Genomic DNA, 25,416 nt, shown 5'->3' with positions numbered 1-25,416 from the left:
GGAACCATTGCGCATGGATATCGGCTACTTCCTGAAGCTGATGACCGAGAAGAACGCCTCGGACATGTTCTTGACCACCGGCGCGCCGGTGTACATCAAGATCGAAGGCAAGCTCTACCCGCTCGGCAATACGGGCCTGCCGCCGGGGATGGTGAAGAAAATCGCCTACTCGTTGATGGACGAAGGCCAGGTACCGCAGTTCGAGCGCGAGCTGGAACTCAACATGGCCATTGCCCTGCAGGACGCCGGACGCTTCCGCGTGAACGTGTTCAAGCAGCGTGGCGAGGTCGGCATGGTGATCCGCGCCATCCGCAGCCGGATTCCCAGCATCGAAGAGCTCAACCTGCCGCAGGTGCTCAAGGACGTCATCATGACCCCGCGCGGGCTGGTGCTGGTGGTCGGTTCCACCGGCTCGGGCAAGTCGACCTCGCTGGCCTCGATGATCGACCACCGCAACAGCACCACTACCGGGCACATCCTCACCATCGAGGACCCGATCGAATATCTGCACAAGCACAAGATGTCGATCGTGAACCAGCGCGAGGTGGGCCTGGACACCCATGCCTTCCAGAGCGCGCTGAAGAACGCGATGCGCGAGGCGCCGGACGTGATCCTGATCGGCGAGATCCTGGATGCCGAGACCATGGAGGCGGCCATCGCCTTCGCCGAAACCGGCCACCTGTGCCTGGCGACGTTGCACTCCAACAACGCCGACCAGACCATCGAGCGCATCCTCAATTTCTTCCCCGAAAGCGCGCACAAGAACGTGTTGATGAATCTGGCGCTGAACCTGCGCGCCGTGGTGTCGCAGCGCCTGGTCAAGGGCGTGGACGGACGCCGCCGTCCCGCCACCGAGGTGCTGCTCAACACCCCGATGATCCGCGACCTGCTGCGGCGCGGCCAGGTGCACGAGGTCAAGCAGGCGATGGAAGAGTCGCTGGAAGAAGGCATGCAGACCTTCGACCAATGCCTGTTCCGCATGGTCAAATCCGGCGAAATCGAGCAGGAAGAAGCGCTCCGCGCCGCCGACTCGCGCGATGGCCTGGCGCTGAAGTTCCGCCTGTCCGAAGGCGGCTCCGGCGAGCACGACCCGTACGCGGATTACGAATCGCCTGCGTCACCGCAGATCAGCCACGGGTTCAGTTAGCAGGGCGGTGTATCTGGTGGCTGGGTGTTGCCTTGCCTTGTTGCAGAGCGCAGCGAGAAGGGCAGGGTCAACGTATCGCGGGTAGTCGCCTGCAGTTGCGGCGATGGGGTTTGAACGGCGGGCTGGTTTGCCGATGCGCGTGGGTGTGCGTCGGTCATTTCGGTGCGCACTGGCCCCTCAACTGCGCCCGGCCCTCATCCGCCCTTCGGGCACCTTCTCCCGCAGGCGGGAGAAGGGAAGACAAGGCCTCTGCCTTCTGGCTTGGATTCGGCCCTTGGCTTCGCGTTTGGCGTTTGGCGTTTGGCGTTTGGCGTTGGGGTTTGGGGTTTGGGGTTTGGGGTTTGGGGTTTGGGGTTTGGGGTTTGGGGTTTGGATTTTAGGTCTTAGCTTTTAGCTCTCCGCTCCTGGCGCCTCCCTTCTCCCGCTTCGCGGGAGAAGGTGCCCGAAGGGCGGATGAGGGCGCAGAAAACCCCAACCACTACACCCCGGCATCCAGCTGCGTTTCCGGCCGCGCCGCGTCGAATGCCGGCAATGCCAGACACGCCTGTTCGATCCGCTGCAAGGTCGGATACGGGCTCAGTTCCACCGCAAACCGATGCGCGTTGTAGAGCTGCGGAATCAGCACGCAATCGGCCAGGCCCGGGTTGTTGCCATGGCAGAACATGCCGGTGTGCGGATCGTTGGCCAACTGCGCTTCCAGCGCTGCAAATCCGCACTCCATCCAGTGCCGCGTCCACCCCTGGCGTTGCCCAGCATCCAGGCGCCATTGCCGTTCAAAAAACTGCGTCACGCGCAGGTTGTTGAGCGGGTGCACATCGCAGGCGATCACCTGCGCCAGCGCACGTACGCGGGCGCGCTCGGCCGCTGCGGCGGGTAGCAGCGGCGCACTGTCCGGGAACGCGTCTTCCAGATACTCCAGGATCGCCAGCGACTGCGGAATCACCACCGCGCCATGCCGCAGCGTGGGCACCAGTTGCTGCGGGTTGAGCTGCGCATACGCCGGCGCATGCTGTTCGCCGCCATCGCGCACCAGATGCACCGGATGCGCAACATAGGCCAACCCCTTCAACTGCAGGCCGATACGCACGCGATAGGCAGCGCTGGAGCGCCAGTACGAAAACAGTTCCAGTTGCACACTCATAGACGACCTCGTGCACGGTTTTCTGCAGAGACCTGCGCCGATGTCATGGCAGCGGTTGACGTTCGACGCGCTGTTCGATCGCACCGAAAATGCTGGCGCCATCTGCGGCGAACATTTCGATCCGCACCACGTCGCCGAACGCCATGAAGGGCGTGCTCGGCTTGCCGTCGCGCAGGGTTTCCACCACGCGCTGCTCGGCAAAGCACGAAGCGCCCAGCGTGGTGTCCTGATTGGCGATGGTGCCGGAGCCGACGATCGTGCCGGCCGACAGCGGCCGGGTCTTGGCGGCGTGGGCGATCAACTGGGCGAAGTCGAACTGCATGTCGTTGCCCGCTTCCGGCGCGCCGAACCAGGCGCCGTTGACGTGGGTCACCAGCGGCAGATGCACTTTGTTGTCGCGCCACGCATCGGCCAATTCGTCGGGCGTGACGAACACCGGCGACAGCGCCGAGCGCGGCTTGGATTGCACGAAACCGAAGCCCTTGGCGAGCTCGGCCGGGATCAGGTTGCGCAGCGAGACGTCGTTGACTAGGCCGACCAACTGGATGTGCGCTGCCGCCAACTCGGGCGAGGCGCCCATTGGCACATCGTCGGTGACCACCACCAGTTCGGCTTCCAGATCGATGCCGTGGTCTGCGCTGATGACCTTGATCGCGTCGCGCGGGCCGTAGAAACCCGCGCTGGTCGCCTGGTACATCAGCGGGTCGGTGTAGAAGCTCTCCGGCACCTCGGCATTGCGTGCGCGGCGGACGCGCTCCACATGCGGCAGGTAGGCGCTGCCGTCGACGAACTCGTAGGCGCGCGGCAGCGGCGCGGCCAATGCCTGCAGATCCAGGTCGAACACGCCATCGGCACTGCCCTCGTTGAGCGAGGCCGACAAGGCATTCAGCCGTGGCGCGACATTGCTCCAGTCTTCCAGCGCGCGCTGCAGCGTGGCGGCGATGCCGGTGGCGCGGACCGCCGTTTTCAGGTCGCGCGAGACCACGATCAGGCTGCCATCGCGGCCGCCTTCCTTCAGGGAACCTAGCTTCATGACCATCCTGTGCTGTGGCTGATCGGCCGATTGTACGACCTGCCGCCACAGTGGTTGCAACTGAAACAACTGACCCGTAGCCCAACCGATGAACTCGCCTTTTGTGCAGCGCGCCAAACGCGCGTACACTTGCCGGGTCTGCATGCGGCCGTCCGTTTCCCTTAGGGACAGCCGGCGAGGCCAGGATCGATCGATCCGCTCGCCCGCCCCACCCGACGCCTTTCGTGGTGCCGACAAACCCATCGCTCTTTGATTGGGTTGTTCCACCATCTCGCAGCGCGGTTCACGGGAACGCTCCGAGCCTCACTTTTTGCATCTGCAATGCGTCTGCGCTCCGGGCCCGTCCTGGCGGCAACGCTTTACTTGGAGCTTCCTGATGTCTTTTGAATCCCTGGGCCTTGCGCCCTTCCTGCTGCGCGCGTTGGCCGAGCAGGGCTACGAAACCCCCACTGCGATCCAGCAGCAGGCGATCCCGCTGGTGCTGGCCGGTCACGACCTGCTGGCCGGCGCACAGACCGGTACCGGCAAGACCGCCGCATTCGGCCTGCCGCTGCTGCAGCACCTGGGCACCACCCCGCAGCCGGTCAACGGCCCGCGCAAGCCGCGCGCGCTGATCCTGACCCCGACCCGCGAGCTGGCCACCCAGGTGCACGACAGCCTGCGTGGCTATAGCAAGTACCTGCGCATTCCGAGCGCGGTGATCTACGGCGGCGTCGGCATGGGCAACCAGCTCGACACCCTGCGTCGTGGCGTGGATCTGCTGATCGCCTGCCCGGGCCGGCTGATCGACCATATCGAGCGTCGCAGCGTGGACCTGTCCGGCATCGAAGTGCTGATCCTGGACGAAGCCGACCGCATGCTCGACATGGGCTTTTTGCCGTCGATCAAGCGCATCCTGACCAAGCTGCCGCGCCAGGACCGTCAGACCCTGCTGTTCTCGGCGACGTTCGAAGAGAACATCAAGCAGCTGGCGCTGGAATTCATGCGCAACCCGATGCAGATCCAGGTTACCCCGAGCAACACCGTGGCCGAGAGCATCACCCACCGCGTGCACCCGGTCGATGGCGCGCGCAAGCGCGACCTGCTGCTGCACCTGCTGGCGCAGGACAGCCGCGAGCAGACCCTGGTCTTTGCGCGCACCAAGCACGGCAGCGACAAGCTGGCGCTGTTCCTGGAGAAGTCCGGCATCAAGACCGCGGCGATCCACGGCAACAAGAGCCAGGGCCAGCGCATGCGTGCCCTGAGCGACTTCAAGGCCGGCCGCGTGACCGTGCTGGTGGCCACCGATATCGCCGCGCGCGGTATCGATATCGACCAGCTGCCGAAGGTCATCAACTACGACCTGCCGATGGTGGCCGAGGATTACGTGCACCGTATCGGCCGCACCGGCCGTAACGGCTCCACCGGCGAAGCGATTTCGCTGGTGGCGCAGGACGAAGCCAAGCTGCTGCGCCAGATCGTGCGCATGCTGGGCCGCGACGTGGAAATCCGCGACGTGCCGGGCTACGAGCCGCAGACCCCGATCCGTTGGGGCAACAGCGCCCCGGGCCGTGCCGAACAGCCGGGTGGCGATCGCGCGCCGCGCAAGAGCCACGCCCGTCGTCCGCATGGCGATGCACCGCGTCAGGCACATGCGCATGCCGGCCCGAAGAAGCCGGGTGGCCAGCGCAGTAGCGGGCCGCGTCAGGCCGGTGTTGCCGCCGGTGCCGGCGCAGGCCGTCGCGACGGTGGCCGTGGCGGCCAGCGTCCGAGCGGCACGCGCTGAATCCTGCGCGCCGGTGTATCCGGCGCCCAGGCATGCGGTGAACTGACAGAAAAAGCCGCCCTTCGGGGCGGCTTTTTTGTGGGCGACCTGTCGCCGGGGCGGTCCGCGCTGTCCATCCATGGCTGCAATGCGCCGGTCGCACCGGCCTGCGAGCCGATGCGAGCCAGCGCGGCGCAACGGGAAGGCGCTCGCCTCGGTCGTGCGCGAGGACGCCGGCAAGGACCACTGGCGCTGCGCGGCCGCAGCGAAACGCCCACCGTCAGCCCGCCGTTCATGGTCTGGCTGCGTGATCCGATCGAGCATGCCGCTCGCCTGTGACGCGACACCGGCAAGCCGAGATGGCTGCCGGTTTTCCCCGGCAGTGTCCCGCTGACGCCTGACCGACTGCAGTGGCCGCGCACGGATGGATACCTGCGGTGTCCAGGCAGCGTCATACACCGGATCCGGGATGCCAAGCACCAACCCGCCGCGGCCTGCAATGCGTGGGTGCGACGCCATCGAGCACCGGGAGCTGCCCGCATCGGCCACACCTGCACCACAACGTTGCCGTCGCCAGCGGCCGCATGACCGCTGGCGCACTTACAATGCCGCGCATGGATATCTTCAAAGTCTTTACGCTCGAAGCCGCGCATCGGCTCCCCAATGTGCCGCCCGGCCACAAGTGCGCCCGTTTGCACGGGCATTCGTTCCGGGTCGAACTGCATGTCAGCGGCGAACCCGATGCCGAGACCGGCTGGATCATGGATTTCGGCGACATCAAGGCCGCCTTCCAGCCGATCTACGACCGCCTCGACCATCATTACCTCAACGACATCGAAGGGCTGGAGAACCCGACCAGCGAGCGTCTGGCGATCTGGATCTGGCAGCAACTCAAGCCTGTCCTGCCCGCGCTGAGCGAGATCGTGGTGCATGAAACCTGCACTTCCGGCTGCCGCTACCGCGGCTGATCCACCAGCGCACCGTGTGACCCAAGGCCGCCTGCCGGGCGGCCTTGGCGTTTTCTGGGGCAGCGCTAAATTATTGAATTTTCGATACTTCCACAGCTGTTCTGGAAATTTTCAGCAAACTTGTTGCATCGCAGCAGTATCTGCGTATGCTGCAACGCAACAGACGGTCACCGCATTCCCCAAGGGGTTCGCAATGTCGGCGCAGTTCGAAAACGGCTTCAACAGCTTTGCTTCCGCCGCGGCACGCGCCAACCAGTTGGCGATGGAACACGCAGAAAACGCGTTTGGCCTGCAGTTGAAGACGCTCGAACGCAACGTCAGTGCAACCACCAGCTTCTTTGGCGAGTTTGCACAGGCCAGCGACGTGAGCGCCTACCAGGCGCTGTTGCCGAAGGGACTGCAACTGGCACGCGACAACCTGGAACGTCTGGCCTCGGCCAATCAGGAAGTTGTCGGTCTGGGGTTGAAGGCGTCCGATGCATTTGGCGCGTTGGCAAAGCAGCAGTTCGACGCCAACAGCGAGCCCGCGAACACAGGCAAGACCCGGCGCACCTAACGGCCACCAAAATTCAGCGTCTTTGCATGGGTCCCTCCCCCCATGCAATCCGGCCCGACAGATCCCTCCCTCTGTCGGGCTTTTTTATTGTCCACACGTTGGGTCCCGTGCTGCCGTTGCGGCCTGTGGCGCATGGCGGCACGGTGCAGTGCGCCCAACGACCGAGTGTGCCGACGACGTCTGGGACACAGACGCTGGCTGGTCGCCGATGCCTGCAGCGCTTGGCGTTGTCTGCCCGTTGAAACCAGCGGCAGCGGTGGCCTGGCCGCTACGCAATCGCCAACTTGCCGGCCTCACTCAGATCGGCAATTGCAGCCCGTGTGCCTGCATGGCGGCATCGGCATCCGGTCGCCATGGAATACGCCCCCAGCACGGCATCGCCAGGCGCTGGCGCAACATGGCGATGTTCTCCTCGATACGCTCCATCTGCGGATCGACCTGGTTGGCGATCCAGCCGATGCAGTCCAGCCCATCGGCAGCGATGGCCGCAGCGGTCAGGCGCGCATGATTGATGCAGCCCAGCCGCACACCGACCACCAGCACCACCGGTAGCTGGAGCGCGCGCACCAGGTCGGCCTGGTCCAGGTCGGCGCTCAACGGTGCGGCCCAGCCGCCGACGCCTTCGACCACCACCACCTCGGCCTGGGTACGCAATTGCACAAAGGCCTGGGCGATCGGCTCCAGCGACAAGGTCACGCCGACGTCGGCGGCGGCCAGTTCCGGCGCCAGCGGTGCGGGCAAGGCGTAGGGATTGAGGGTGGCGTAGTCCGGTTGCGGAGCGCTGGCGGCCTGCAACGCCAGCGCGTCCTCGTTGCGCCAGCCGTGCGGCGTGTTCTCGCAGCCGCTGGCCACCGGTTTCATCCCCACCGCCGAGTGCCCGCGTGCGCGCAGCGTGTGCAGCAACGCGGTACTGGCCATGGTCTTGCCGATACCGGTGTCGGTGCCGGTGACATACAACGCCGAGTGCTGCATGCATGCGTTCCTGCGGCCGCGCCGCCATTGCCCTGAGGGCGCGCAGCATAGCGCGCGGACCCGAACGCGCGGCTGAGTCGCAATGCCGCTGCGGATGGCCGCTGCTAAACTTCGGCCATGTTCGCAACCTCTTCGCTGACCGGCAGCAAGCCGGAACAATATGCCCAGCTCACCGCCCAGGCTCAGGCACTGGTGCACGGCGAGCCGGATCGGATCGCCAATGCCGCCAATCTGGCCGCGCTGATCTTCCATTCGCTGCCGTCGCTCAACTGGGCCGGCTTCTATTTCCACGATGGCCGCGAGCTGGTGGTGGGCCCGTTCCAGGGCTTGCCGGCGTGCGTGCGCATTCCGTTGGACAAGGGCGTGTGCGGCGCGGCCGCCAGCACCCGGCAGAGCCAGCGCATCGCCGACGTGGACGCCTTCCCCGGGCATATCGCCTGCGATTCGGCCTCGCGCTCGGAGCTGGTCATTCCGTTGGTGAAGGGCGATGCGCTGATTGGCGTGCTGGACCTGGACAGCCCGGAACTGGATCGCTTCGATGCCGACGACCAGCGCGGCCTGGAAGCCATTGCGCAGGTCTTCGTCGGCGCGCTGACATGACCACCGAACGGCTGCGCAACATCGGCCCGAAAAGCGCGGCCTGGCTGCGCCAGGTCGGCTTGCGCACGCAGCAGGACCTGCAGGCGGTGGGAGCGGTGGGCGCCTTCGTCAAGGTGCGCCGCGCCGGCTTCAAGCCCAGCCTCAACCTGCTGTATTCGCTGGAAGGCGCGTTGACCGATTGCCATTGGCAGGATGTGCCGGAAGCGCGTCGGCATGCCTTGCTGGCCGAATACGAAGCGGTCAGTGCGCTGTTACCGGTACGCGGCCGCGCAGTCGGTGGGCCGGTGGAAACCGTGCATTACGCACGGGCGGAGAACGACGACACGCATAGCGACATGCTCGAAGCAGACGACGATGCTGCGATACCGGACCAGACGCAGGACGACTGAGGGTTGGTGCGGCGCAGTGCGCGATCGACCACGCGCTGCACCTGCAGCCAGGCACCCGCGCTGACCAGGGCGCGACCTTGGCGAGCAGCCGTCATGTGGGCGCGCACCACGCACTCAGAGCCGGAGCGTCCACGCGATGCATGCCGATTCCGGGCAGCCGTCCACGCCCGCCTGGGGGCTGCATCGCAGCTCTTCAGTCGTTCTTGAAGCCCGGGGGATGCTCGCCGCCGGCTACGATGGTGTGACTTACGGTCCTGAAATCCCTGCAGACCTGGCAACCTTCGTTTTTATCGAAGGCGGATATGCACCACGGTTCGAACGGCGCCCCGCTCACGACAGATAAATTATGTGCTGTTACATTCCAGCGCGTCGGCAACGCAACCTGGCACCTACGCTAGACGCTCCGGCGCTGACACCGTGTCCCAGTGAAGAATTGGAAGAATGCGTTTTAGCCCCCTGCAGGTGAACAACAAAGGAGACGCTTGGTGAGTGCAATCTGGACCGTCAACCCTCGTAAAGGTTTGGGACCGCTGGAATTCGGCATGACACAGGCTCAGGTTGCCGAATTTGAGAATGTCATGGGCCCCATCGATGAAACCACCGAAGAGACATTAACGGATGGCAGTCTGGCAATTAACCAGTTTCGTGATCGCGGCTCACCAGTTTGCTCATTTCAGGACGGAATCCTGACGTATCTCTCAATCGGAAAGTCTGACATCATCGATGTCCGATTCCAGGACGTGTCGATCTTCCGGGATGCCCCAAAGCACGTCTATTCTACGCTCGGAAGGGCGGCAGGGTCGGTCTTCTGGTACCACCATAGCGTCATCATGCCTTCGCTCGGACTGGAACTCATTGGCTTTGTCATCGAGTACAGCCCAAAAGGAAAGCCTCCTGTTTTCAAGAGTAAAAACGCCGGCTTTACCTGGCCGAAACTGAGGCTTTTCCGACCAGGCCGCGAGATGTTCAAAGCAGAGCATCTGATCGAAATCACGAACGAGGCAGATTGAATTCCGCATCACGCCAAGATGACGAACCCCACGGTTCTGGAAACGCATCCGTGATTCGAAATCATGCAGATAGCGCTTAGCAAGCTGCAACCAAACGGTACACTGCGCTGATTACGCAGTAAATTCTGAACCTGGCGATGCAATGACGCCATCTCGCTACGCGTGCAACAGGCCAACATCGTTACGAGGAACCACTGCGCATGAGAAAGTACAACTTCCCCGTGTCATTCCGGCCTTTATCGGCAGACTCGATCTGCCGGTTGATCCTGGACGAGCGATTTACCCCGGAAGCACTCATCAACGAATTCCCTGACACGATGACGTCGCGCTATTTAAACGGCATATTGGGCCGAGGACAGGCGATCTCGACCTATCGGACAGCCGAAGACAACAGTATCGAAGTGCTTGTTGACGCGAGCGTCTCCGTTTCCGACCTAGACCGGGCGATCGTTCTTAACCTTCTAGATTTCGGTCAGGATTACGAATCCGAACGCTCTACCACGATAAGAGAAGCCATTTTCTACACCGATGCTCCCGAAGCGATGTCGTCTGAAAAGCTCCAAAGAGCACTCGAGGCAGCCAACGAAGACGCTGGCGTGTTTATGGGAGCACGCCTGAGAGACTTTCCTCCCGACGATGAAGACCTTGCATCCGAATGGCCGCAGGACTGGGTTGAAGACCAAAAGTATGACTGGCCGGGCTACCACTTCTTCCAGTTTTCGATTGCATATAGCAAGCCTTTAGCCCAGGCGGATCTGAACTTCGCCAATCACTTTCTCAATGCTGCGCATGATCTGAACATGTGGGGCGGCTATAACCCCGGAATGAGCGCCGCTGAACTGGTGGCGTCGGGACGAGCCGGACTGAGTTTCGAGGTGGACGCCCAAGACAACCAGATCACATACGTGCTCGAACGGCCACCTTGCGATCCTGCCCTATCGGTAAAACTTCTTGTTGAGGCCATGCACGAACGCACTGGTGATTGGCCCACACGCTGGGACATCGGCGTCGAACCCGAGGACTGATGTCACACCAGAAAAGCAAACCGGAAAGGGACATTGCCGCAGCCAGTGACTCCAGAAAGCCACCATCCCGTTTGCCCAATGGTCGAACCAGAGCCTAAAAAGCCGCATGTGAGGCGACCAGTGATATCGATGCATCAGAGTGCGTCACTGTCACAGGCGTGCACAGTGCCTGCTGCTTGCAGATACGGGTGTCGCGCGGAAAGCATCCATTCGATGCGGCAAGGGCAGCTGCAGCACTGCTACAGGTCTGCGGCTTCTTGCCGTCATTGGCGATGTGTTGAATATGCGGCGACGCTGCTGGCCGGCTACTGCAACGCAAGCAATTGCCGCATGTCATCGACAATGGCCACCGCACCGGAGGTCTGCACATCGAAGTCGCGCAGATAGCCGTAACGCACCATCGCCAGCGGCATCGCAGCAGCATTTGCGGCGGCCGCATCGGTGGCCGAATCGCCGACCATCAGGCACTGCTGCGGCGTGTGCTGGAAGTGTTTGGCCAGGTGCAGCAGCGGCGCCGCATCGGGCTTGCGCTGCGGCAGCGAATCGCCACCGAGCACGCTGCTGAAATGCGCTGCGATGCCCAGATGCTCCAGCAGCGGCGCGATGAAACGCGCTGGCTTGTTGGTACACAACGCCAATGTGGCGCCGGCCTCGCGCAGGCTGGCCAATGCCTCGGCAACACCGGGATACAGCTGCGGGTTGTGCAACAGGCAGTCCGCGTAGTGACGCATCATCACCGGCATCTCGGTGTCGGCATCGTGCGTGCTGCCGGCTTGGCGCAAGGCGGTGGCGAGCAGCACGTGCACCCCTTCGCCGATCCAGCTGCGGATCGTCGCCTCGCTGAACTGCTGCAGCCCAAGCTCCTGCAAGGTGGCATTGAGCGCTTCGGCGATGTTGGGTGCGCTATCCACCAGCGTGCCATCCAGGTCGAAGATCACCAGCGAATACGGAAACATGCGCACAGCCTCGTGTGGGAGCGGACTGCAGTGTACGAAGTGCAGGATTCAGCGCGTGTCACCGCCGGGGAGGCAAGCGGAATGTCCCCACTTGCGTCGGATGCGGGTAGCACGCCCAGGCAGCGGTACTGCATGCACAACGCGGTGCGCTCACTGCGCCTGCGGCACATCGCCGAACAAGTCGCCCTGCACCGCGCCCTGCTCCACATCGCTGAAACCGCTCAGTCCCACACCGACCAACCGATATCGGGTGTCGTCCGGCAACTCCACCCGTCGGGTCAGCGCCAGTGCAATCTCTGCCAATGCATCGAGCGAGGCAGGTGGCTGATCGGGCGTGTAGGAGCGGGTCAGAATCCGAAAATTGGAGGTCTTCAATTTCAGCACCACCGTGCGCCCGATACGCTCGGTGCGTCGCGTGGCGAGCCAGGTTTTCTCGGCCAGGCGCAGGATGTGCGGATCCAGCGCCTCCAGCGCGATGTCTTCGCTGAAGGTGTCTTCCGACGACACCGACTGCACCTCCTGATCCGGTTCCACCGGGCGCTCGTCGATGCCGCGCGCCCGGCGATACAGGCTCTGCCCGAAGCTGCCGAAATGGGCCTGCAATTCTTCCTGGGGACGCAGCCGCAGATCGCTGACGGTAACGATGCCCAACGCGGCCAGCTTGCCGTCCATCACCTTGCCGACGCCGGGAATGCGATTGACCGGTAACGGCAGCAGGAATGCATCCACACGGCTGGGCGCGATGACGAACTGCCCATCGGGCTTGCGCCAGTCCGAGGCGATCTTGGCGAGAAATTTGTTCGGTGCGATGCCGGCCGACGCGGTGAGCTGGGTTTCCTCGCGGATCTGGGCACGGATCAGCTGCGCGATTTCGGTAGCCAACTGCATGCCGGTCTTGGCGTGCGTGACATCAAGATAAGCCTCGTCCAGCGACAACGGCTCGACCAGATCGGTGTGTCGATGAAAGATCTCGCGCACCTGCCGCGACACCGCCTTGTAACGCGCAAAATCCGGCGGCACGAAGACCGCATCCGGACACAGACGCTCGGCACGGATCGCCGGCATGGCCGAACGAATGCCGAAGGTGCGCGCCTCGTACGATGCCGCGCAGACCACCGAGCGCGCGCCGCGCCAGGCCACCACCACCGGTTTGCCGCGCAGCGAAGGATCGTCACGTTGCTCCACGGACGCGTAGAACGCATCCATGTCCACGTGCACGATCTTGCGCATCAAACTGGCGTCTCTCCACCGATAGGCCATCCATGATAAATCAGCCGCGTCTCATGCCTTGAGCTGGCAGCGCGCCTGGCGAGCGCGACCGCGACGCAACTCCACATGCGCAAGCCGTTGGCTGCGGGTCCTGCGCCTCCCCGCCCCAGTCTCACGGCTGCATGCCATGAGGTGTGGCGCGCCATCGATCCGCTGGCACAGATTGCCTGCGACGCCACGCAAACGGCGGAAAACAGCACGCATGCGTACGGATAAAACGTTTGATTGAACCGCGCGCCCTCATGCACCCTTGCGGGCTTGGCCTTATCGCTGCTTGCAGGAATGTTCGTGATGACTCGTCAAAATGCGTACTCGCGTGACCAGTTGCTGGCCAGCGCGCGCGGGGAATTGTTCGGGCCCGACAGCGGGCGTCTGCCCAACGATCCGATGCTGATGTTCGACCGCATCACCGAGATCAACGACACCGGTGGTGCGTACGGCAAGGGCGTGATCCGCGCCGAACTGGATGTGCGCCCCGATCTGTGGTTCTTCGATTGCCACTTCATCGGCGACCCGGTGATGCCCGGTTGCCTGGGCCTGGATGCGATGTGGCAGCTGACCGGCTTCTTCCTCACCTGGATCGGCGCAGCCGGCCGTGGCCGCGCGCTGGGCTGCGGCGAGGTCAAGTTCACCGGCCAGGTCTTGCCGAGCGCCAAGCTGGTGAGCTACGAAATCGATATCAGCCGCGTGATCAACCGCAAGCTGGTGATGGCGCAGACCGATGCACGCATGCTGGTGGACGGGCGCGAGATCTACACCGCCAAGGATCTGCGCGTAGGCATGTTCACTTCAACGGAGAATTTCTGATGCGCCGCGTCGTCGTCACCGGAATGGGCATTACCTCGTGTCTGGGCAATGACCTGGACACCGTTTCAAGCGCACTGCGTGAAGGCCGCTCCGGCATCACCGCATTGCCCGATCACGCCGAGGCCGGCCTGCGCAGCCAGGTCGGCGGCGCGGTGGCGCTGGATCTGGACAGCCTGATCGACCGCAAGCTCAAGCGCTTCATGGGCGATGCCTCTGCCTACGCGTACCTGGCCATGCGAGATGCGATTGCCGATGCCGGTCTGGATGCTGCGCAGGTCAGCGACCTGCGGACCGGCGTGATTGCCGGCTCCGGTGGCGGCTCGAGCCAGTGGCAGGTGGAAACCGCCGACCTGCTGCGCAACCGTGGCGTGCGCAAGGTGGGCCCGTATATGGTGCCGCGCACCATGTGTTCGGCGGTGTCCGCATCCTTGGCCACCGCATTCAAGATCCGTGGCCTGAGCTATTCGCTGTCGGCCGCCTGCGCGACGTCGGCGCATTGCATCGGTGCGGCCGCCGATCTGATCCGGCACGGCGCGCAGGATGTGATGTTCGCCGGCGGCGGCGAAGAATTGCACTGGACCATGAGCGTCATGTTCGATGCGATGGGCGCGTTGTCCACCGGCTTCAACGATCGCCCTGCAGTGGCCTCGCGCCCCTACGATGCGCAGCGCGATGGCTTCGTCATCGGCAGCGGCGGCGGCATGCTGGTGCTGGAAGACTACGACCACGCGATCGCCCGCGGCGCACGCATCCATGCCGAACTGCTTGGCTATGGCGTGACCTCCGATGGCGCCGACATGGTCGCCCCGAGCGGCGAAGGCGCGGTGCGCTGCATGCAGATGGCCATGCAAGGCCTCAGCCAGCCGATCGACTACCTCAACACCCATGGCACCTCCACACCGTTGGGCGATGTCACCGAGCTGGGCGCGGTGCGCGAGGTGTTCGGCGACAACGTGCCGCCGCTGTCCTCGACCAAGGGATTGTCCGGGCACTCGCTGGGCGCGGCCAGCGTGCATGAGGCGATCTACAGCCTGCTGATGCTGCGCGACGGCTTCATGGCCGGCTCGGCGCATATCGACGAACTCGACCCACGTGCGGAAGGCTTCCCGATCCTGCGACAAACCCAGGACGCCACGTTGAACACGGTGATGTCCAACAGCTTCGGCTTCGGCGGCACCAACGCGACGCTGGTATTCGGCCGGGTGTGAGGACGCGGCGGCGGTATTGATTGCCGGGTGCCAGTGCAGAACAGCGTCTCCGAACAAGAAGTGAAGCCGTCTTTCACCGAGCCGAAGGTGCTGGCCGGCTTGTTCGATGTGATCCACAGCCTGTATGGCCTGACCGTCAAACCCGATGGCGCGCCGGTCTGGCGTGAGGACGTGCGCTTTTATCGTCTGCAAGATGCGCAGGGCGCGCTGGTCGGCCAGTTCCAACCGCCGTGATACCGCCAACGGCGTGCAGACGCCGCTGGTGTATCTGGTGTGCAACTCGCGTGCAGACCGGCGAGCCGCTGCCACGCAATCTGTTCGATCGGCTGCTGGCCGCACGCACTTTCCAGAGCGACATGTTCACCATGCGTCAGTGGCCAACAGGCGCGCAGCGAGGTGGTCGTCGCGGCAGTGCGATTCCGGCATGGCCGCATCGCATACATTGATCAGGACACAAGGAGAGCGCAATGAAGCGACGTCCGTCATTGACTGTACTGTGGTTGATGCTTGTGGCGGTGGCGGTGCCGGCGGCGGCGCAGCACGCCGGGCATGCCAGCAGCCTGGCCGGCCTGCGCGCAGGTCCTGCCGAGGAGTATCGACGTGTGGGCGAGGTCCAGCCTGGCGGGGCGCTGAAGGTCTACGGCTGCTTCAACAATCGCCAATGGTGCGACGTGCGCTCGGCAGATGCGCGCGGCTGGATGCCTGCGCAGGCCATCGCCCTCAACGGTGGCGTTGCGACCCGCGTTGTGCCGAGCGTTGGGTTTTCGCTGGATGCGTACTGGAATGCCCATTACAGCGGCCGCGACTGGACCATCGAGAGCGAACGCGCGCTCTGGCGCGAGCATACGCCGGGCAGCGCGCCGGAGTTGGAGATCCTCGCCCCCGGTGAGGGCCTGCCGGCGATGGGCAAGCCCTCCATCGCAAGACGTACCAAGGCAGAAACACGCGCAGACAGCGAGCGGATCCAACGTGACCGGGCCGAGGCCGAGCGGGCGAAGCAGGAGGGGGCCAAGAGAGAGCGTGCCGAGCAAGCCGAGCGGGAGTGCATCGACAAGGCCCGCGCCGAGCAGAACGTACGAGGCCGCGGCCCGGTGAGCGAAGCCTCGGCGACGGCATGTCGCAAGGCAAGCTACTAGCCAGGCGATGGGTTCGAACACGCGAGCGGCGGGCGGTCCGCCATGGCGCGTGCATGGCGTGCCTCAGCCATGCGCGCATCGAACGCTGTGGAATGCAGCGGTTCGATGCTGGCGGGGGATCGAAACCTTGTGAACAATCGTCGGCGGCAAGAGGCGCGCACCGGAACCGGAGCGGGTGCGTGGTACATGCCGACTCCGAACACAGCGCCTGACTACGGGCGCATTGGCGCTGTAAGCCGCTCTTGAACTGCGTCAAGCACCCTGGCCGATCCACCTCCCGCCAGCGAAGCTCGCCCTATGAGCGCGGTGCAGCCGGAAGAACCGGCGGCCTTGTCGGCATGCGTGGTGATGACCCTGAGGTGTCTGAGACGAGCGAGGCACGACCGATGTCGCGTCATCGCACGCGCCCTGCTACCTGATCGCCCGGTGCGAGCCGGTCGTCTTGCACACGACCGGTTTGCTCTTAATCGTCACGCTTGAAAAATTCACGTTGCCGTTCTTCGTTCTCGAAAGAGGTACGCTTCTCGTCGATACAGCTCTTCACGGCACTACTCTCCAGTCCCGATCGCTTGCAGCGATGGAGCTCGTCCTGCTGCCTGTCCATGCGTATGCGCGACCTCTGGTATGCATCGATCTGCGCCCGCTCCCGCGCGGTACGTTCGTTGTTTGCGCGGGTTTCTTCTGCGAGTGTTTCTTGCTTGAGACGTTTTGCGATGGTGTCCGGGCCAGCGCCCGGGTCGTTACTGGGCGCCATCATGTCCAGGCTGACAGAGTCGCGTGGCACATAGCCGCGCCACAACGCACGTTCGCTCTCAACGGTCCATTCGCGGCCGCGATAATGCGCGTCCCAGTAGTCATCGAGCGAAAACGACACCACGCGGGTCACCGCCTTGCGATCGAATGCAATGTCCTTGGCCAGCATCCAGCCACGCGAATCGGGTGAACGCACATCGCACCATATCGTGTTCTTCAGGCAACCGTAGACCTGAAGCGTATTGCCCTGCTGCACATCGCCAACGCGCCGGAATTCCGCGGCCGGGCCGGCGCGCAAACTGGTGCTGCTACTAGCGTGGCTGATCTGTTGCGCCACGACCGGAAAGGCCACCGCCATCACCCCCCCTGCAATCCATGACAGATGACGTGTCATCGCATTCTCCTTATGTTCCGATTACTCCGCGCGATCCAACCACGTCGGGACCGGCGATGGGCGCAGATACAGCGAAAGCAACCTCAACGTAACGCGAACGCACCACCAGGCCAACGCCCGGCAAGGCAGCGCAGCGCCGGCCGCGATCCCGCAGGTTCCAACACGATCTGCAGCGCATCGCCAGGCGCATGATGAATATGGCGATATCCAGTGGTGCAGGTTCGCCGCAACACATGCAACATCGCTGTTCGGACCGATGTGATGGAGCGCTGACGGCCAACGTCTGTCATCTCAAACGACAGAACACGCGCTAGTTGTGGTCCTGCAGCTGGTAAGGCCGCGGCGGCCACCAACCGGTTTGGGGCGGATCGTTCTCATAGCGTTTACGTTCCCGCTGGATGCGTGCATCGCTTTCGCGTGCTTCTCTTTCGCGGTTGCGCTTTACGACATCCGGTGGCGGAGCCTGATACATGCGTTCGCCGGGTGGCACCCACTGCGGCGGCGGCGCGGCGCCAAGGGTCGGCGGCGGCACACTCCCCTCGGCGGGCCGCGCGATCATGCCCGGGGCCAGGGGAGTGCCTGGCTCATGCCTGCGCCAGTAAGCGCGCTCGCTCTCGACGGTCCATTCGCGGCCGCGATAATGCGTATCCCAGTAGGTGTCCAGCGAAAATGGCACCACCGGGACTACGCGGGTCACGCTGCCGCGATCCAGGGCGATGGCCTGCGCCGGCATCCAGCCGCGCGAATCGGGCGAGCGCACATCGCACCATGCCCCGTTCTTCAGGCAACCGTAGACCTTGAGCGCACCGCCGGGTTGGACGTCGCCCACACGCCGGTATTGCGGGTCAGGGCCGGCATGCAGGCCCGCCGCGCGATTGGCGTGACCGGCGTGTTGCGCCGCGACCGGAAAGGTCACGGCCATCACTCCTGCTGTTATCCATGCCAAGCCTCGCGTCATTGCGTTCTCCCTGTGTCCTGATCCATTCACCCGGTCCGACCACCGCAGCGGTCACCGGTGCGACACATGTAACGCAGGCAACCTAAACGCGACACGAACGCGACACCTCGAACCATCGCAGCGCAAGGCAGGCCTAGCCCGCCATGCCGTTGTGGCGCAGCAGCGCATCGATGGTTGGCGCGCGGCCACGGAAAGCGCGGAAGTTGTCGGCCGCACTGCGGCTGCCGCCACGCGACAACACTTCATGGCGGAAGCGTGCGCCGGTATCGGCCACCTGTTCGGGTGCTTCTTCGAAGGCGGCGTAGGCATCGGCACTGAGCACTTCGGCCCACTTGTAGCTGTAGTAACCGGCAGCGTACCCCCCGGCGAAGATGTGGCTGAACTGGTGCGGGAAGCGATTCCACGTCGGCGGACGATTGACCGCCACCTCGTCGCGCACGCGCTCGATCAGCTGCAGCACGTTGTCCTGGCTGGGGTCGAAGCTGCTGTGCAGTTGCATGTCGAACAGTGCAAATTCCAGCTGCCGCACGGTGAACATGCCGCTCTGGAAATTGCGTGCGGCCAGCAGCCGATCGAACAGATTGCGTGGCAGCGGCTCGCCGGTCTGCACGTGCGCGGTCATCGCCTGCACGCGCTCCCATTCCCAGCAGAAGTTCTCCATGAACTGGCTCGGCAGCTCCACCGCATCCCATTCCACACCATTGATGCCGGCCACGCCCAACTCGCCGATGCGCGTGAGCAACTGATGCAGGCCGTGGCCCATTTCATGGAACAGCGTGGTGACTTCGCCATGCCGGAACGTGGCCGGCGTATCGCCACTGCCACGCCCGAAGTTGCACACCAGATACACCAGCGGCGTCTGCACGCCGTTGGCGGTCTCGCGGCGGTTGCGGCAATCGTCCATCCACGCGCCACCACGCTTGCCTTCGCGCGCGTACAGGTCCAGATAGAACTGGCCGACCAGCGCGCCCTGTGCATCCTGCAGACGGTAGAAACGCACATCCTCATGCCAGACCGGGGCGCTATCGGGTTCGACACTCAGTCCATACAGGCTGTGGATCACATCGAACAGGCCGGCCAGCACCTTCGGCTCGGTGAAATACTGCTTCACTTCCTGCTCGGAGAAGCTGTAGCGCGCCTGCTTGAGTTTTTCCGAGGCGTAGGCCAGATCCCAGGCTTGCAGTTCGTCCAGGCCCAGTTCGTCGCGGGCGAAGGCTTCGAGCTCGGCGCGATCGCGCTGCGCATGCGGTTTGGCGCGCACCGCCAGATCGCGCAGGAAGCCCATCACTTCGTCCGGGCTCTGCGCCATCTTGGTGGCCACCGAATACTCCGCGTAACTGGCAAACCCGAGCAGCTGCGCCAACTCGGCGCGCAAGGCGAGGATGCGATCGATATTGGCGCTGTTGTCCAGCGCGGCATCGCCGAACTCGGAGGCACGCTCGGCATTGGCGCGATACAGCCGCGCGCGCAGTTCGCGATTGTCCGCATCGGTTTGCACCGGCAGATAGCACGGCATCTGCAAGGTGAGCTTCCATCCCGGCATGCCGTCTTTTTCCGCAGCAGCGCGTGCGGCAGCGATGACTTCGGCCGGCAGGCCAGACAGTTCGGTCTGGTCTTCGGTCAGGTACGACCACGCATCGGTGGCATCGAGCACGTTCTGCGAAAACGTGGCGGCCAGCGCTGACAGGTCTTCCTGGACTTGCGCAAACCGCGCCTTGGACGCGTCATCCAGCTCGGCACCGCCGAGGCGGAAATCGCGCAACGCATTCTCCAGTACCTTGCGGCGTGCATCGTCGTAGTGCGCGGCTTCCGGCGATGCGGCCAAGGCCTTGTATTGCGCATACAGCGCCAGATTCTGCGCCAGCGCACTGCCGAAGCGGCTAAGCTTGGGCAGATTGCTGTTGTAGGCCTCGCGCAGTTCGGGTGTATTGACCACCGCCTGCAGATGACCCACCTGCCCCCACGCACGCCACAGCCGCTCGGTGGCATCGTCCAGCGGCACCACGAAGCTGTCCCAGCTGACCGGGCTGACCTGCTCGGCCGCTTTCACCGCGGCCTCGGCCTCGGCCAGCAGTTGGTCGATTGCCGGGCCCACGTGTTCGGGGCGGATCGCATCGAAGGACGGCAGTCCGGACAGGTCGAGCAGCGGGTTGGTCATGGGGCGCTCCGGCGGTGGACTGGATCAGGAAGAACAGAAAGAGGGGATGGCGACACCTGGCGAGCAGCTGTCAGGTGGATGCGGACGGCACGCAGGAACCGGTATGCACGCGCGGCACATGCCGATTCCGAACACCGATCGCGCCCGCCTGGCGGTGAGCGCTGTCGCGTTGATCGTCACTCCAGGAGATGGCGGTCATTCCAGCGCTGCACAAGGCAGCGTCGGCAACTCGCCGCCATTCACGGCAGTGGCGATGGCCGCATCGCTGGCGGTGACGTCGATGTCGCGCGCCACGTACCAGGCCGGATCGTAATAACTGTGCGCGTAACGCTCGCCGGCATCGCACAGGATGGTGACGATGGAGCCGGTGCGGCCTGCCGCGCGCATGCGCTGCGCAGCCTGCAGTACACCGACGAAGTTGGTGCCGGTGGAGCCGCCGACGCGCTTGCCCAGCGTGGCGCTGACGTGGCGCATCGCGGCCAGGCTCAGCGCATCGGGCACCTTGATCATTTCATCCACGCAGCTGGCGATGAAGCTGGACTCTACCCGCGGGCGGCCGATGCCTTCGATGCGCGAGCCGCCGGTGATGGCCAGTTCCTTGGGGCAGTGCCCTTCCACCGCACGGCAATAGCCGTCGAAGAACACCGACACTTCCGGGTCGGCGCACAGGATACGGGTGGCGTGGCGCCGATAGCGCACATAGCGCCCCAAGGTGGCGCTGGTGCCGCCGGTCCCGGGGCTGCAGACGATCCACTCGGGAATCGGGTGCGGCTCTTCGGACAGCTGCTTGAAGATGGATTCGGCGATGTTGTTGTTGGCACGCCAGTCGGTGGCGCGTTCGGCGTAGGTGAACTGGTCCATGAAATGCCCGCCGGTTTCGCGGGCGAGCTGGTGCGAGGCGCTGTCCAGATCGCAGGCGCGCTCGACCAGGTGGCAGCGGCCGCCATGGAACTGAATCGCGGCGATTTTTTCCGGCGAGGTCGAGGCCGGCATCACCGCGATGAACGGCACGCCCAGCAAGCGCGCGAAATAGGCCTCGGAAATGGCGGTGGAACCGCTGGATGCCTCGATCACCGGTCGCCCGGCGCGCAACCAGCCATTGGTCAGCGCATACAGGAACAGCGAGCGTGCCAGCCGGTGCTTGAGGCTGCCGGTCGGGTGGCTGGACTCGTCCTTGAAGTACAGGTCGATGCCCGGATACCCCGGCAAGGCCATCGGGATCAGGTGGGTGTCGGCCGAACGGTTGAAATCGGCTTCGATCTTCTGGATGGCGGCGGCCACCCACTGGCGCTGCGACATGGCGGCACTGTGCGGCGAAAGGAAACCCCAATTCTACCGCTGCCGGGCATGCAGCCACGGCGGGCGGGTCATCGGGCGGACAGCTGGGAGCCGATGCTATGCTCGCCACACCTGCCCGCCTGCGTTGAATGCCGTGCTGCGTTGCCTGCTCCGCCTGCTGCTGTGCCTGTGCCTGGTTGCCAATACGGCCACCGGCGCGTGGGCGTCGGTGGGCATGGCGATGTCGCAGACTGCAGTGGCTGCAATGGCATCGACCGCAGCACGGGCGCAAATGGCGCATGCGCCCGTGTCGGCCGCGATGCCCTGCCACGAGCCCATGCCGGCGCAGGCGCAGGCGCAGATGCCGTTGCCCGACGATGGCAAGCATGCGCATGCGGCCGATTGCTGCAAGCTGGGCAGCTGCGACTGCCTGCAACACGGCAGCCTCGCCCTGCTGACCTTGCCTGCAGTCCCGGCGGGGCTACCTGGTCGGCCCGCACTACCTGCCACGCTGGCCGTGGGGCGCAGCAGCCCCATGCCCGAGCAACCGGTTCGACCTCCCATCGCCTGAGCGCTGACGGCGTTGCCGTCATCGGCCCCGCGTGCGTGTTGCGCGGGCTTTTCAGCGGTGCGCCGTGTCCGCCGCGTTGGCGGATGGCGTCGGAGATGTCATGTCGTTCGATCCCTCTTCTTTCGATCCACCCTCCCATGGCGGCCTGAGCCGGCGCCGCTTCGTGCAAGGCCTTGCGCTGGGCGGTGCTGCTGCAGCCGGCAGCCTCTGCCGCGGCGCGGCGCATGCGGCCACGCCGGTGACGCCGGTATTGCGCGGCAGCAACCAGGCGCTGCAGATCGGCCGCATGCCGGTCAACATCACCGGGCGCACGCGCACCGCCATCACCGTCAATCAGAGCCTGCCAGCCCCCACGCTACGCTGGCGCGAGGGCGACACGGTGAGCGTGCGCGTGCGCAACGCGCTGGCCGATCAACCGACCTCGGTGCATTGGCACGGCCTGTTGCTGCCGGCCAATATGGACGGCGTGCCGGGCATGAGCTTCGATGGCATCGCGCCGGGGCAGGAATATCACTATCGCTTCGCGCTACGCCAATCCGGCACCTACTGGTACCACAGCCATTCGATGTTTCAGGAGCAGAGCGGGTTATACGGCGCGATCGTCATCGACCCGCTGATACCGCCGCCATATCGGCACGATCGTGAGCATGTGGTGCTGCTCTCGGACTGGACCGATCTGGACCCGGCCGCGCTGTTCCGTCGGCTCAAGCAGATGCCCAGCCACGACAACTATGCGCAGCGGACCGTGGGCGATTTCCTGCGCGATGCGCGCGAAGATGGCTTGCGCGCAACACTGGCCGATCGCGGCATGTGGGGGCGCATGCGCATGACCCCGACCGACCTGTCCGACGTCAATGCCAACACCTACACCTACCTGCTCAACGGCGTCGCGCCAGCCGGCAACTGGACCGGGCTGTTCAAGCCTGGCGAAAAGGTGCTGCTGCGTTTCATCAACGGCTCGTCGATGACCTACTTCGACATCCGCATTCCCGGCCTGCGCATGACCGTGGTGGCGGCCGACGGGCAGTACGTGCACCCGGTGAGCGTGGACGAACTGCGCATTGCGGCGGCCGAAACCTTCGATGTGCTTGTCGAACCCATCGGCCAGGATGCGTTTACGATGTTCGCGCAGGACATGGGACGCACCGGATTCGCCTGCGGCACGCTGGCGGTGCGGCATGGGTTGCAGGCGCCGATGCCTGCGCTGGACCCGCGCGCGATCTTGACCATGCAGGACATGGGGCACGGCGACGGCATGCACCATGACATGCCGCCCATGCACGGCGCCTCCGGGATGCAGGCCGCGCATGCGGGGCATGACCTGCACACGCATGACGCTGCCCCAGCGCATGCGCACGACAAGACCCCACACCACCCTGCCAGCGAAGATGGCAATCCCTTGATCGACATGCGCAGCAACGCCACTGCGCCGCGCCTGGACGATCCCGGTGTTGGCCTGCGCGACAACGGCCGCCGGGTGCTGCGCTACGCCGACCTGCACAGCCTGTTCGACGACCCGGACGGCCGCGAGCCCGGCCGCGAGATCGAGTTGCACCTGACCGGGCATATGGAAAAGTTCGCATGGTCGTTCGATGGCATTGCCTTCGCTTCGGCAGAGCCCTTGCGCCTGCAGTACGGCGAGCGGCTGCGCATCGTGCTGGTCAACGACACCATGATGCAGCACCCCATCCATCTGCACGGCATGTGGAGCGACCTGGAAGACGCCGACGGCAATTTCCAGGTGCGCAAGCACACCATCGACATGCCGCCCGGCACACGCCGCAGCTATCGCGTCCGCGCCGATGCACTGGGCCGCTGGGCCTATCACTGCCACCTGCTGTACCACATGGAAGCGGGCATGATGCGCGAAGTACGGGTGGACGCATGAGCGCGCCCGGCACCCACTATCGGTTGATGATCGCGCTGCTGCTGAGCGCATCGGCTGCTGCGCAAGAACATGTGCATGCGGCGATGGATGGACCTGCGCACGACGATGGCGCAGCTGCAATGTACGGCGCCGACCAGGCAACGGCAGCCAAGCCACAGGCCTCTGGCGCGACAAATGCATCGCCGCCATCTGCGCGCAAGAGCGCAGATGCGATGCAGATGGAGCATGCGCATCCGCAGCACTCCAGCGCTGCATCGCCAGTCGCCAACCTTGCGGACAGCACGCCTGCGCAACGCCCGGGGCAAGACGACGTGTCCGCATCGCCTGCATCGATGCGTCACGCAGGCATGCAGCACGTTGATGACCAGCATGCCGCACACGCGACCTCTCCGAACCCACAACCGGACCACACCCACCAGCCGCAGGCGAACACGGACCACGGTGCAATGGATCACGCGTCGATGCCGCATGGATCGATGGATCACATGCAGATGGGGCATGCGCCGCCCAGCAACGCACAGACGCCCCCCACGGCATCGCTTGCCGGTGCCGCGCTGCCGCGCGAGCCGATTCCGGAACCCACTGCCGAAGAGATCGCTGCGGCGTTCGTGCCATTGCACCGCCACGCGATGCACGCACCAGGCATCAACCACTATGTCCTGCTCGATCGACTGGAAGCCTCCGACACCGATCGCGGCAGCGGCCAGGGGTGGGAAGCACGTGCGTGGATCGGTGGCGACATCGACCGGGTGTGGCTACGCAGCGAAGGCGAGCGGCATGCCGGACGCAGCGAGGATGCAGCGATCGAGGCGTTTTACGGTCATGCCGTCTCGCCATGGTGGGATCTGCTGGTGGGTGCACGCCAGGACATCGGAGCGGGCGAGCAGCGCAGCTGGGCGGTCTTCGGCGTGCAGGGGCTGGCGCCCTACAAGTTCGAAACCGACGCCACGCTCTACGTCGGTGGCGGCAGCCGCGCGGCATTGCGATTGGAGGGCGAATACGAGGTGCTGCTCACCAACCGCCTGATCCTGCAACCGCGCGTGGAAGCCAACATCGCCCTCACCGACGATGACCGGCGCGGCGTGGACACCGGACTGGAGCAGGTCGAGGTCGGCCTGCGGCTGCGCTACGAAATCACCCGTCGTTTTGCGCCATACGTCGGCTGGGTCCACAGCCGCCGCTTCGGCGACACTGCCCGACGCGCCCCGATGGACGACGAACCGGAACGCGACAGCCGGTTCGTTGCCGGCGTGCGCATCTGGTTCTGAGATAGCCACAGTGGTGCGCATGGGCGCCAATCACCACGCCCATACGCACCGCCTGCACGCGTGCAGCTGCAGGCATCCCCAACGACCGGCCACGACCCATGGCGGCCAGACCGCCAACTTGCGCAATGCAGACACGCCGACGACCATTGCCTCGCTAACATCGGTGTCCACTGCAGCGCTGACCTGC

At 64.6% G+C, this 25,416-nt stretch carries 23 protein-coding genes, 1 other RNA gene and 1 pseudogene; 15 read left to right on the top strand and 10 right to left on the bottom strand.

Annotated features, from left to right (window positions below; all coding sequences use genetic code 11):
- Positions 1-13: 13 nt before the first annotated feature.
- The gene (locus tag GGR61_RS09280; protein ID WP_184408820.1) at positions 14-1,147 is read left to right on the top strand and encodes a PilT/PilU family type 4a pilus ATPase; all 1,134 of its coding nucleotides are present in this window, start codon (positions 14-16) and stop codon (positions 1,145-1,147) included.
- Positions 1,148-1,625: 478 nt separating this feature from the next.
- Here the strand turns inward: GGR61_RS09280 and maiA are convergent, their stop codons facing one another.
- Both maiA and GGR61_RS09270 read right to left on the bottom strand, forming a co-directional pair.
- Positions 1,626-2,288, bottom strand: a complete 663-nt coding sequence (maiA, locus tag GGR61_RS09275; RefSeq protein WP_184621215.1) for a maleylacetoacetate isomerase — start codon at positions 2,286-2,288, stop codon at positions 1,626-1,628.
- A gap of 43 nt (positions 2,289-2,331) precedes the next feature.
- Positions 2,332-3,390 carry a fumarylacetoacetate hydrolase family protein gene (locus GGR61_RS09270; RefSeq protein WP_184621274.1) on the bottom strand — a complete coding sequence of 353 codons (1,059 nt, stop codon included), beginning with the start codon at positions 3,388-3,390 and terminating at the stop codon, positions 2,332-2,334.
- 307 nt (positions 3,391-3,697) lie between these two features.
- Between GGR61_RS09270 and GGR61_RS09265 the strand changes: the two genes are divergently transcribed.
- The 3 genes from GGR61_RS09265 (at position 3,698) to GGR61_RS09255 (ending at position 6,589) form a co-directional block, all read left to right on the top strand.
- Positions 3,698-5,086, top strand: coding sequence for a DEAD/DEAH box helicase (locus GGR61_RS09265; RefSeq protein ID WP_104549301.1), 1,389 nt, complete (start codon positions 3,698-3,700; stop codon positions 5,084-5,086).
- Positions 5,087-5,679: 593 nt separating this feature from the next.
- Positions 5,680-6,033, top strand: a complete 354-nt coding sequence (gene queD, locus GGR61_RS09260; protein ID WP_184408822.1) for a 6-carboxytetrahydropterin synthase QueD — start codon at positions 5,680-5,682, stop codon at positions 6,031-6,033.
- A 193-nt stretch (positions 6,034-6,226) separates the two neighbouring features.
- Entirely contained in the window at positions 6,227-6,589 is a 363-nt protein-coding gene (locus GGR61_RS09255) for a phasin family protein (RefSeq protein ID WP_184621273.1), read from the top strand.
- A 297-nt stretch (positions 6,590-6,886) separates the two neighbouring features.
- Here the strand turns inward: GGR61_RS09255 and bioD are convergent, their stop codons facing one another.
- Positions 6,887-7,561 carry a dethiobiotin synthase gene (gene bioD / locus GGR61_RS09250; RefSeq protein WP_184621214.1) on the bottom strand — a complete coding sequence of 225 codons (675 nt, stop codon included), beginning with the start codon at positions 7,559-7,561 and terminating at the stop codon, positions 6,887-6,889.
- Between the two features lie 117 nt (positions 7,562-7,678).
- On the opposite strand from bioD, the gene GGR61_RS09245 reads away from it, so the two are divergent.
- The 4 genes from GGR61_RS09245 (at position 7,679) to GGR61_RS09230 (ending at position 10,585) form a co-directional block, all read left to right on the top strand.
- On the top strand, positions 7,679-8,161 hold the full coding sequence (locus GGR61_RS09245; protein ID WP_184621213.1) for a GAF domain-containing protein: 483 nt from the start codon (positions 7,679-7,681) through the stop codon (positions 8,159-8,161).
- Complete coding sequence (locus GGR61_RS09240; RefSeq protein WP_184621212.1) at positions 8,158-8,550, top strand: TfoX/Sxy family protein; 393 nt, start codon at positions 8,158-8,160, stop codon at positions 8,548-8,550. Before GGR61_RS09245 ends, GGR61_RS09240 begins: the two co-directional genes overlap by 4 nt.
- A gap of 485 nt (positions 8,551-9,035) precedes the next feature.
- Positions 9,036-9,560 carry a hypothetical protein gene (locus tag GGR61_RS09235; protein ID WP_184621279.1) on the top strand — a complete coding sequence of 175 codons (525 nt, stop codon included), beginning with the start codon at positions 9,036-9,038 and terminating at the stop codon, positions 9,558-9,560.
- Between the two features lie 200 nt (positions 9,561-9,760).
- Positions 9,761-10,585, top strand: a complete 825-nt coding sequence (locus GGR61_RS09230) for a hypothetical protein (RefSeq protein ID WP_184621211.1) — start codon at positions 9,761-9,763, stop codon at positions 10,583-10,585.
- A 305-nt stretch (positions 10,586-10,890) separates the two neighbouring features.
- Here the strand turns inward: GGR61_RS09230 and GGR61_RS09225 are convergent, their stop codons facing one another.
- Together GGR61_RS09225 and dinB are read right to left on the bottom strand one after the other, a co-directional pair.
- Positions 10,891-11,541, bottom strand: a complete 651-nt coding sequence (locus tag GGR61_RS09225) for a phosphoglycolate phosphatase (protein ID WP_184621210.1) — start codon at positions 11,539-11,541, stop codon at positions 10,891-10,893.
- Positions 11,542-11,691: 150 nt separating this feature from the next.
- Entirely contained in the window at positions 11,692-12,771 is a 1,080-nt protein-coding gene (gene dinB / locus GGR61_RS09220) for a DNA polymerase IV (protein WP_184621209.1), read from the bottom strand.
- Positions 12,772-13,101: 330 nt separating this feature from the next.
- Here dinB and fabA point away from each other — a divergent pair, with 330 nt between their 5' ends.
- From fabA to GGR61_RS09200, 4 genes and pseudogenes are all read left to right on the top strand, one after another.
- Positions 13,102-13,617 carry a 3-hydroxyacyl-[acyl-carrier-protein] dehydratase FabA gene (fabA, locus tag GGR61_RS09215; RefSeq protein WP_184408831.1) on the top strand — a complete coding sequence of 172 codons (516 nt, stop codon included), beginning with the start codon at positions 13,102-13,104 and terminating at the stop codon, positions 13,615-13,617.
- Entirely contained in the window at positions 13,617-14,825 is a 1,209-nt protein-coding gene (gene fabB, locus GGR61_RS09210; RefSeq protein WP_184621208.1) for a beta-ketoacyl-ACP synthase I, read from the top strand. The genes fabA and fabB overlap by 1 nt, the downstream gene beginning before the upstream one ends.
- Positions 14,826-14,861: 36 nt before the next feature.
- Positions 14,862-15,199, top strand: a pseudogene (locus tag GGR61_RS09205) (M3 family metallopeptidase); the annotation flags it as partial.
- 93 nt (positions 15,200-15,292) lie between these two features.
- A complete protein-coding gene (locus GGR61_RS09200; protein ID WP_184621207.1) occupies positions 15,293-15,961 on the top strand; it encodes an SH3 domain-containing protein in 669 nt (222 codons plus the stop codon).
- 463 nt (positions 15,962-16,424) lie between these two features.
- Here GGR61_RS09200 and GGR61_RS09195 read toward each other — a convergent pair whose 3' ends face one another.
- The 5 genes from GGR61_RS09195 to GGR61_RS09175 all read right to left on the bottom strand — a co-directional run bounded on the left by GGR61_RS09195 (position 16,425) and on the right by GGR61_RS09175 (position 21,523).
- A complete protein-coding gene (locus GGR61_RS09195) occupies positions 16,425-17,108 on the bottom strand; it encodes an SH3 domain-containing protein (RefSeq protein WP_184621206.1) in 684 nt (227 codons plus the stop codon).
- Positions 17,109-17,418: 310 nt separating this feature from the next.
- Positions 17,419-18,030, bottom strand: a complete 612-nt coding sequence (locus tag GGR61_RS09190) for an SH3 domain-containing protein (protein ID WP_221237342.1) — start codon at positions 18,028-18,030, stop codon at positions 17,419-17,421.
- 169 nt (positions 18,031-18,199) lie between these two features.
- A complete protein-coding gene (locus GGR61_RS09185) occupies positions 18,200-20,224 on the bottom strand; it encodes a M3 family metallopeptidase (RefSeq protein WP_184621204.1) in 2,025 nt (674 codons plus the stop codon).
- Positions 20,225-20,268: 44 nt separating this feature from the next.
- Positions 20,269-20,344: non-coding RNA, sX9 sRNA (locus GGR61_RS09180), on the bottom strand.
- Between the two features lie 75 nt (positions 20,345-20,419).
- Positions 20,420-21,523 carry a PLP-dependent cysteine synthase family protein gene (locus tag GGR61_RS09175; RefSeq protein WP_184408837.1) on the bottom strand — a complete coding sequence of 368 codons (1,104 nt, stop codon included), beginning with the start codon at positions 21,521-21,523 and terminating at the stop codon, positions 20,420-20,422.
- Between the two features lie 133 nt (positions 21,524-21,656).
- Here GGR61_RS09175 and GGR61_RS09170 point away from each other — a divergent pair, with 133 nt between their 5' ends.
- The 3 genes from GGR61_RS09170 (at position 21,657) to GGR61_RS09160 (ending at position 25,229) form a co-directional block, all read left to right on the top strand.
- Positions 21,657-22,073 (top strand): CopL family metal-binding regulatory protein, encoded by a 417-nt coding sequence (locus GGR61_RS09170; protein ID WP_184621203.1) that lies wholly within the window; start codon positions 21,657-21,659, stop codon positions 22,071-22,073.
- Positions 22,074-22,173: 100 nt separating this feature from the next.
- Positions 22,174-23,961 carry a copper resistance system multicopper oxidase gene (locus tag GGR61_RS09165; RefSeq protein WP_184621202.1) on the top strand — a complete coding sequence of 596 codons (1,788 nt, stop codon included), beginning with the start codon at positions 22,174-22,176 and terminating at the stop codon, positions 23,959-23,961.
- Positions 23,958-25,229: a copper resistance protein B gene (locus GGR61_RS09160; RefSeq protein ID WP_184621201.1), complete on the top strand. Its 1,272-nt coding sequence runs from the start codon at positions 23,958-23,960 to the stop codon at positions 25,227-25,229. The genes GGR61_RS09165 and GGR61_RS09160 overlap by 4 nt, the downstream gene beginning before the upstream one ends.
- Positions 25,230-25,416 lie beyond the last annotated feature (187 nt).

The sequence above is a fragment of the Xanthomonas sp. 3058 genome, assembly GCF_014199765.1.
Classification (GTDB): Bacteria; Pseudomonadota; Gammaproteobacteria; order Xanthomonadales; family Xanthomonadaceae; genus Xanthomonas; species Xanthomonas campestris_B.
The sequence above is the reverse complement of the archived record's forward strand: the minus strand, read 5'-3'. Positions and strand labels throughout refer to the sequence as shown.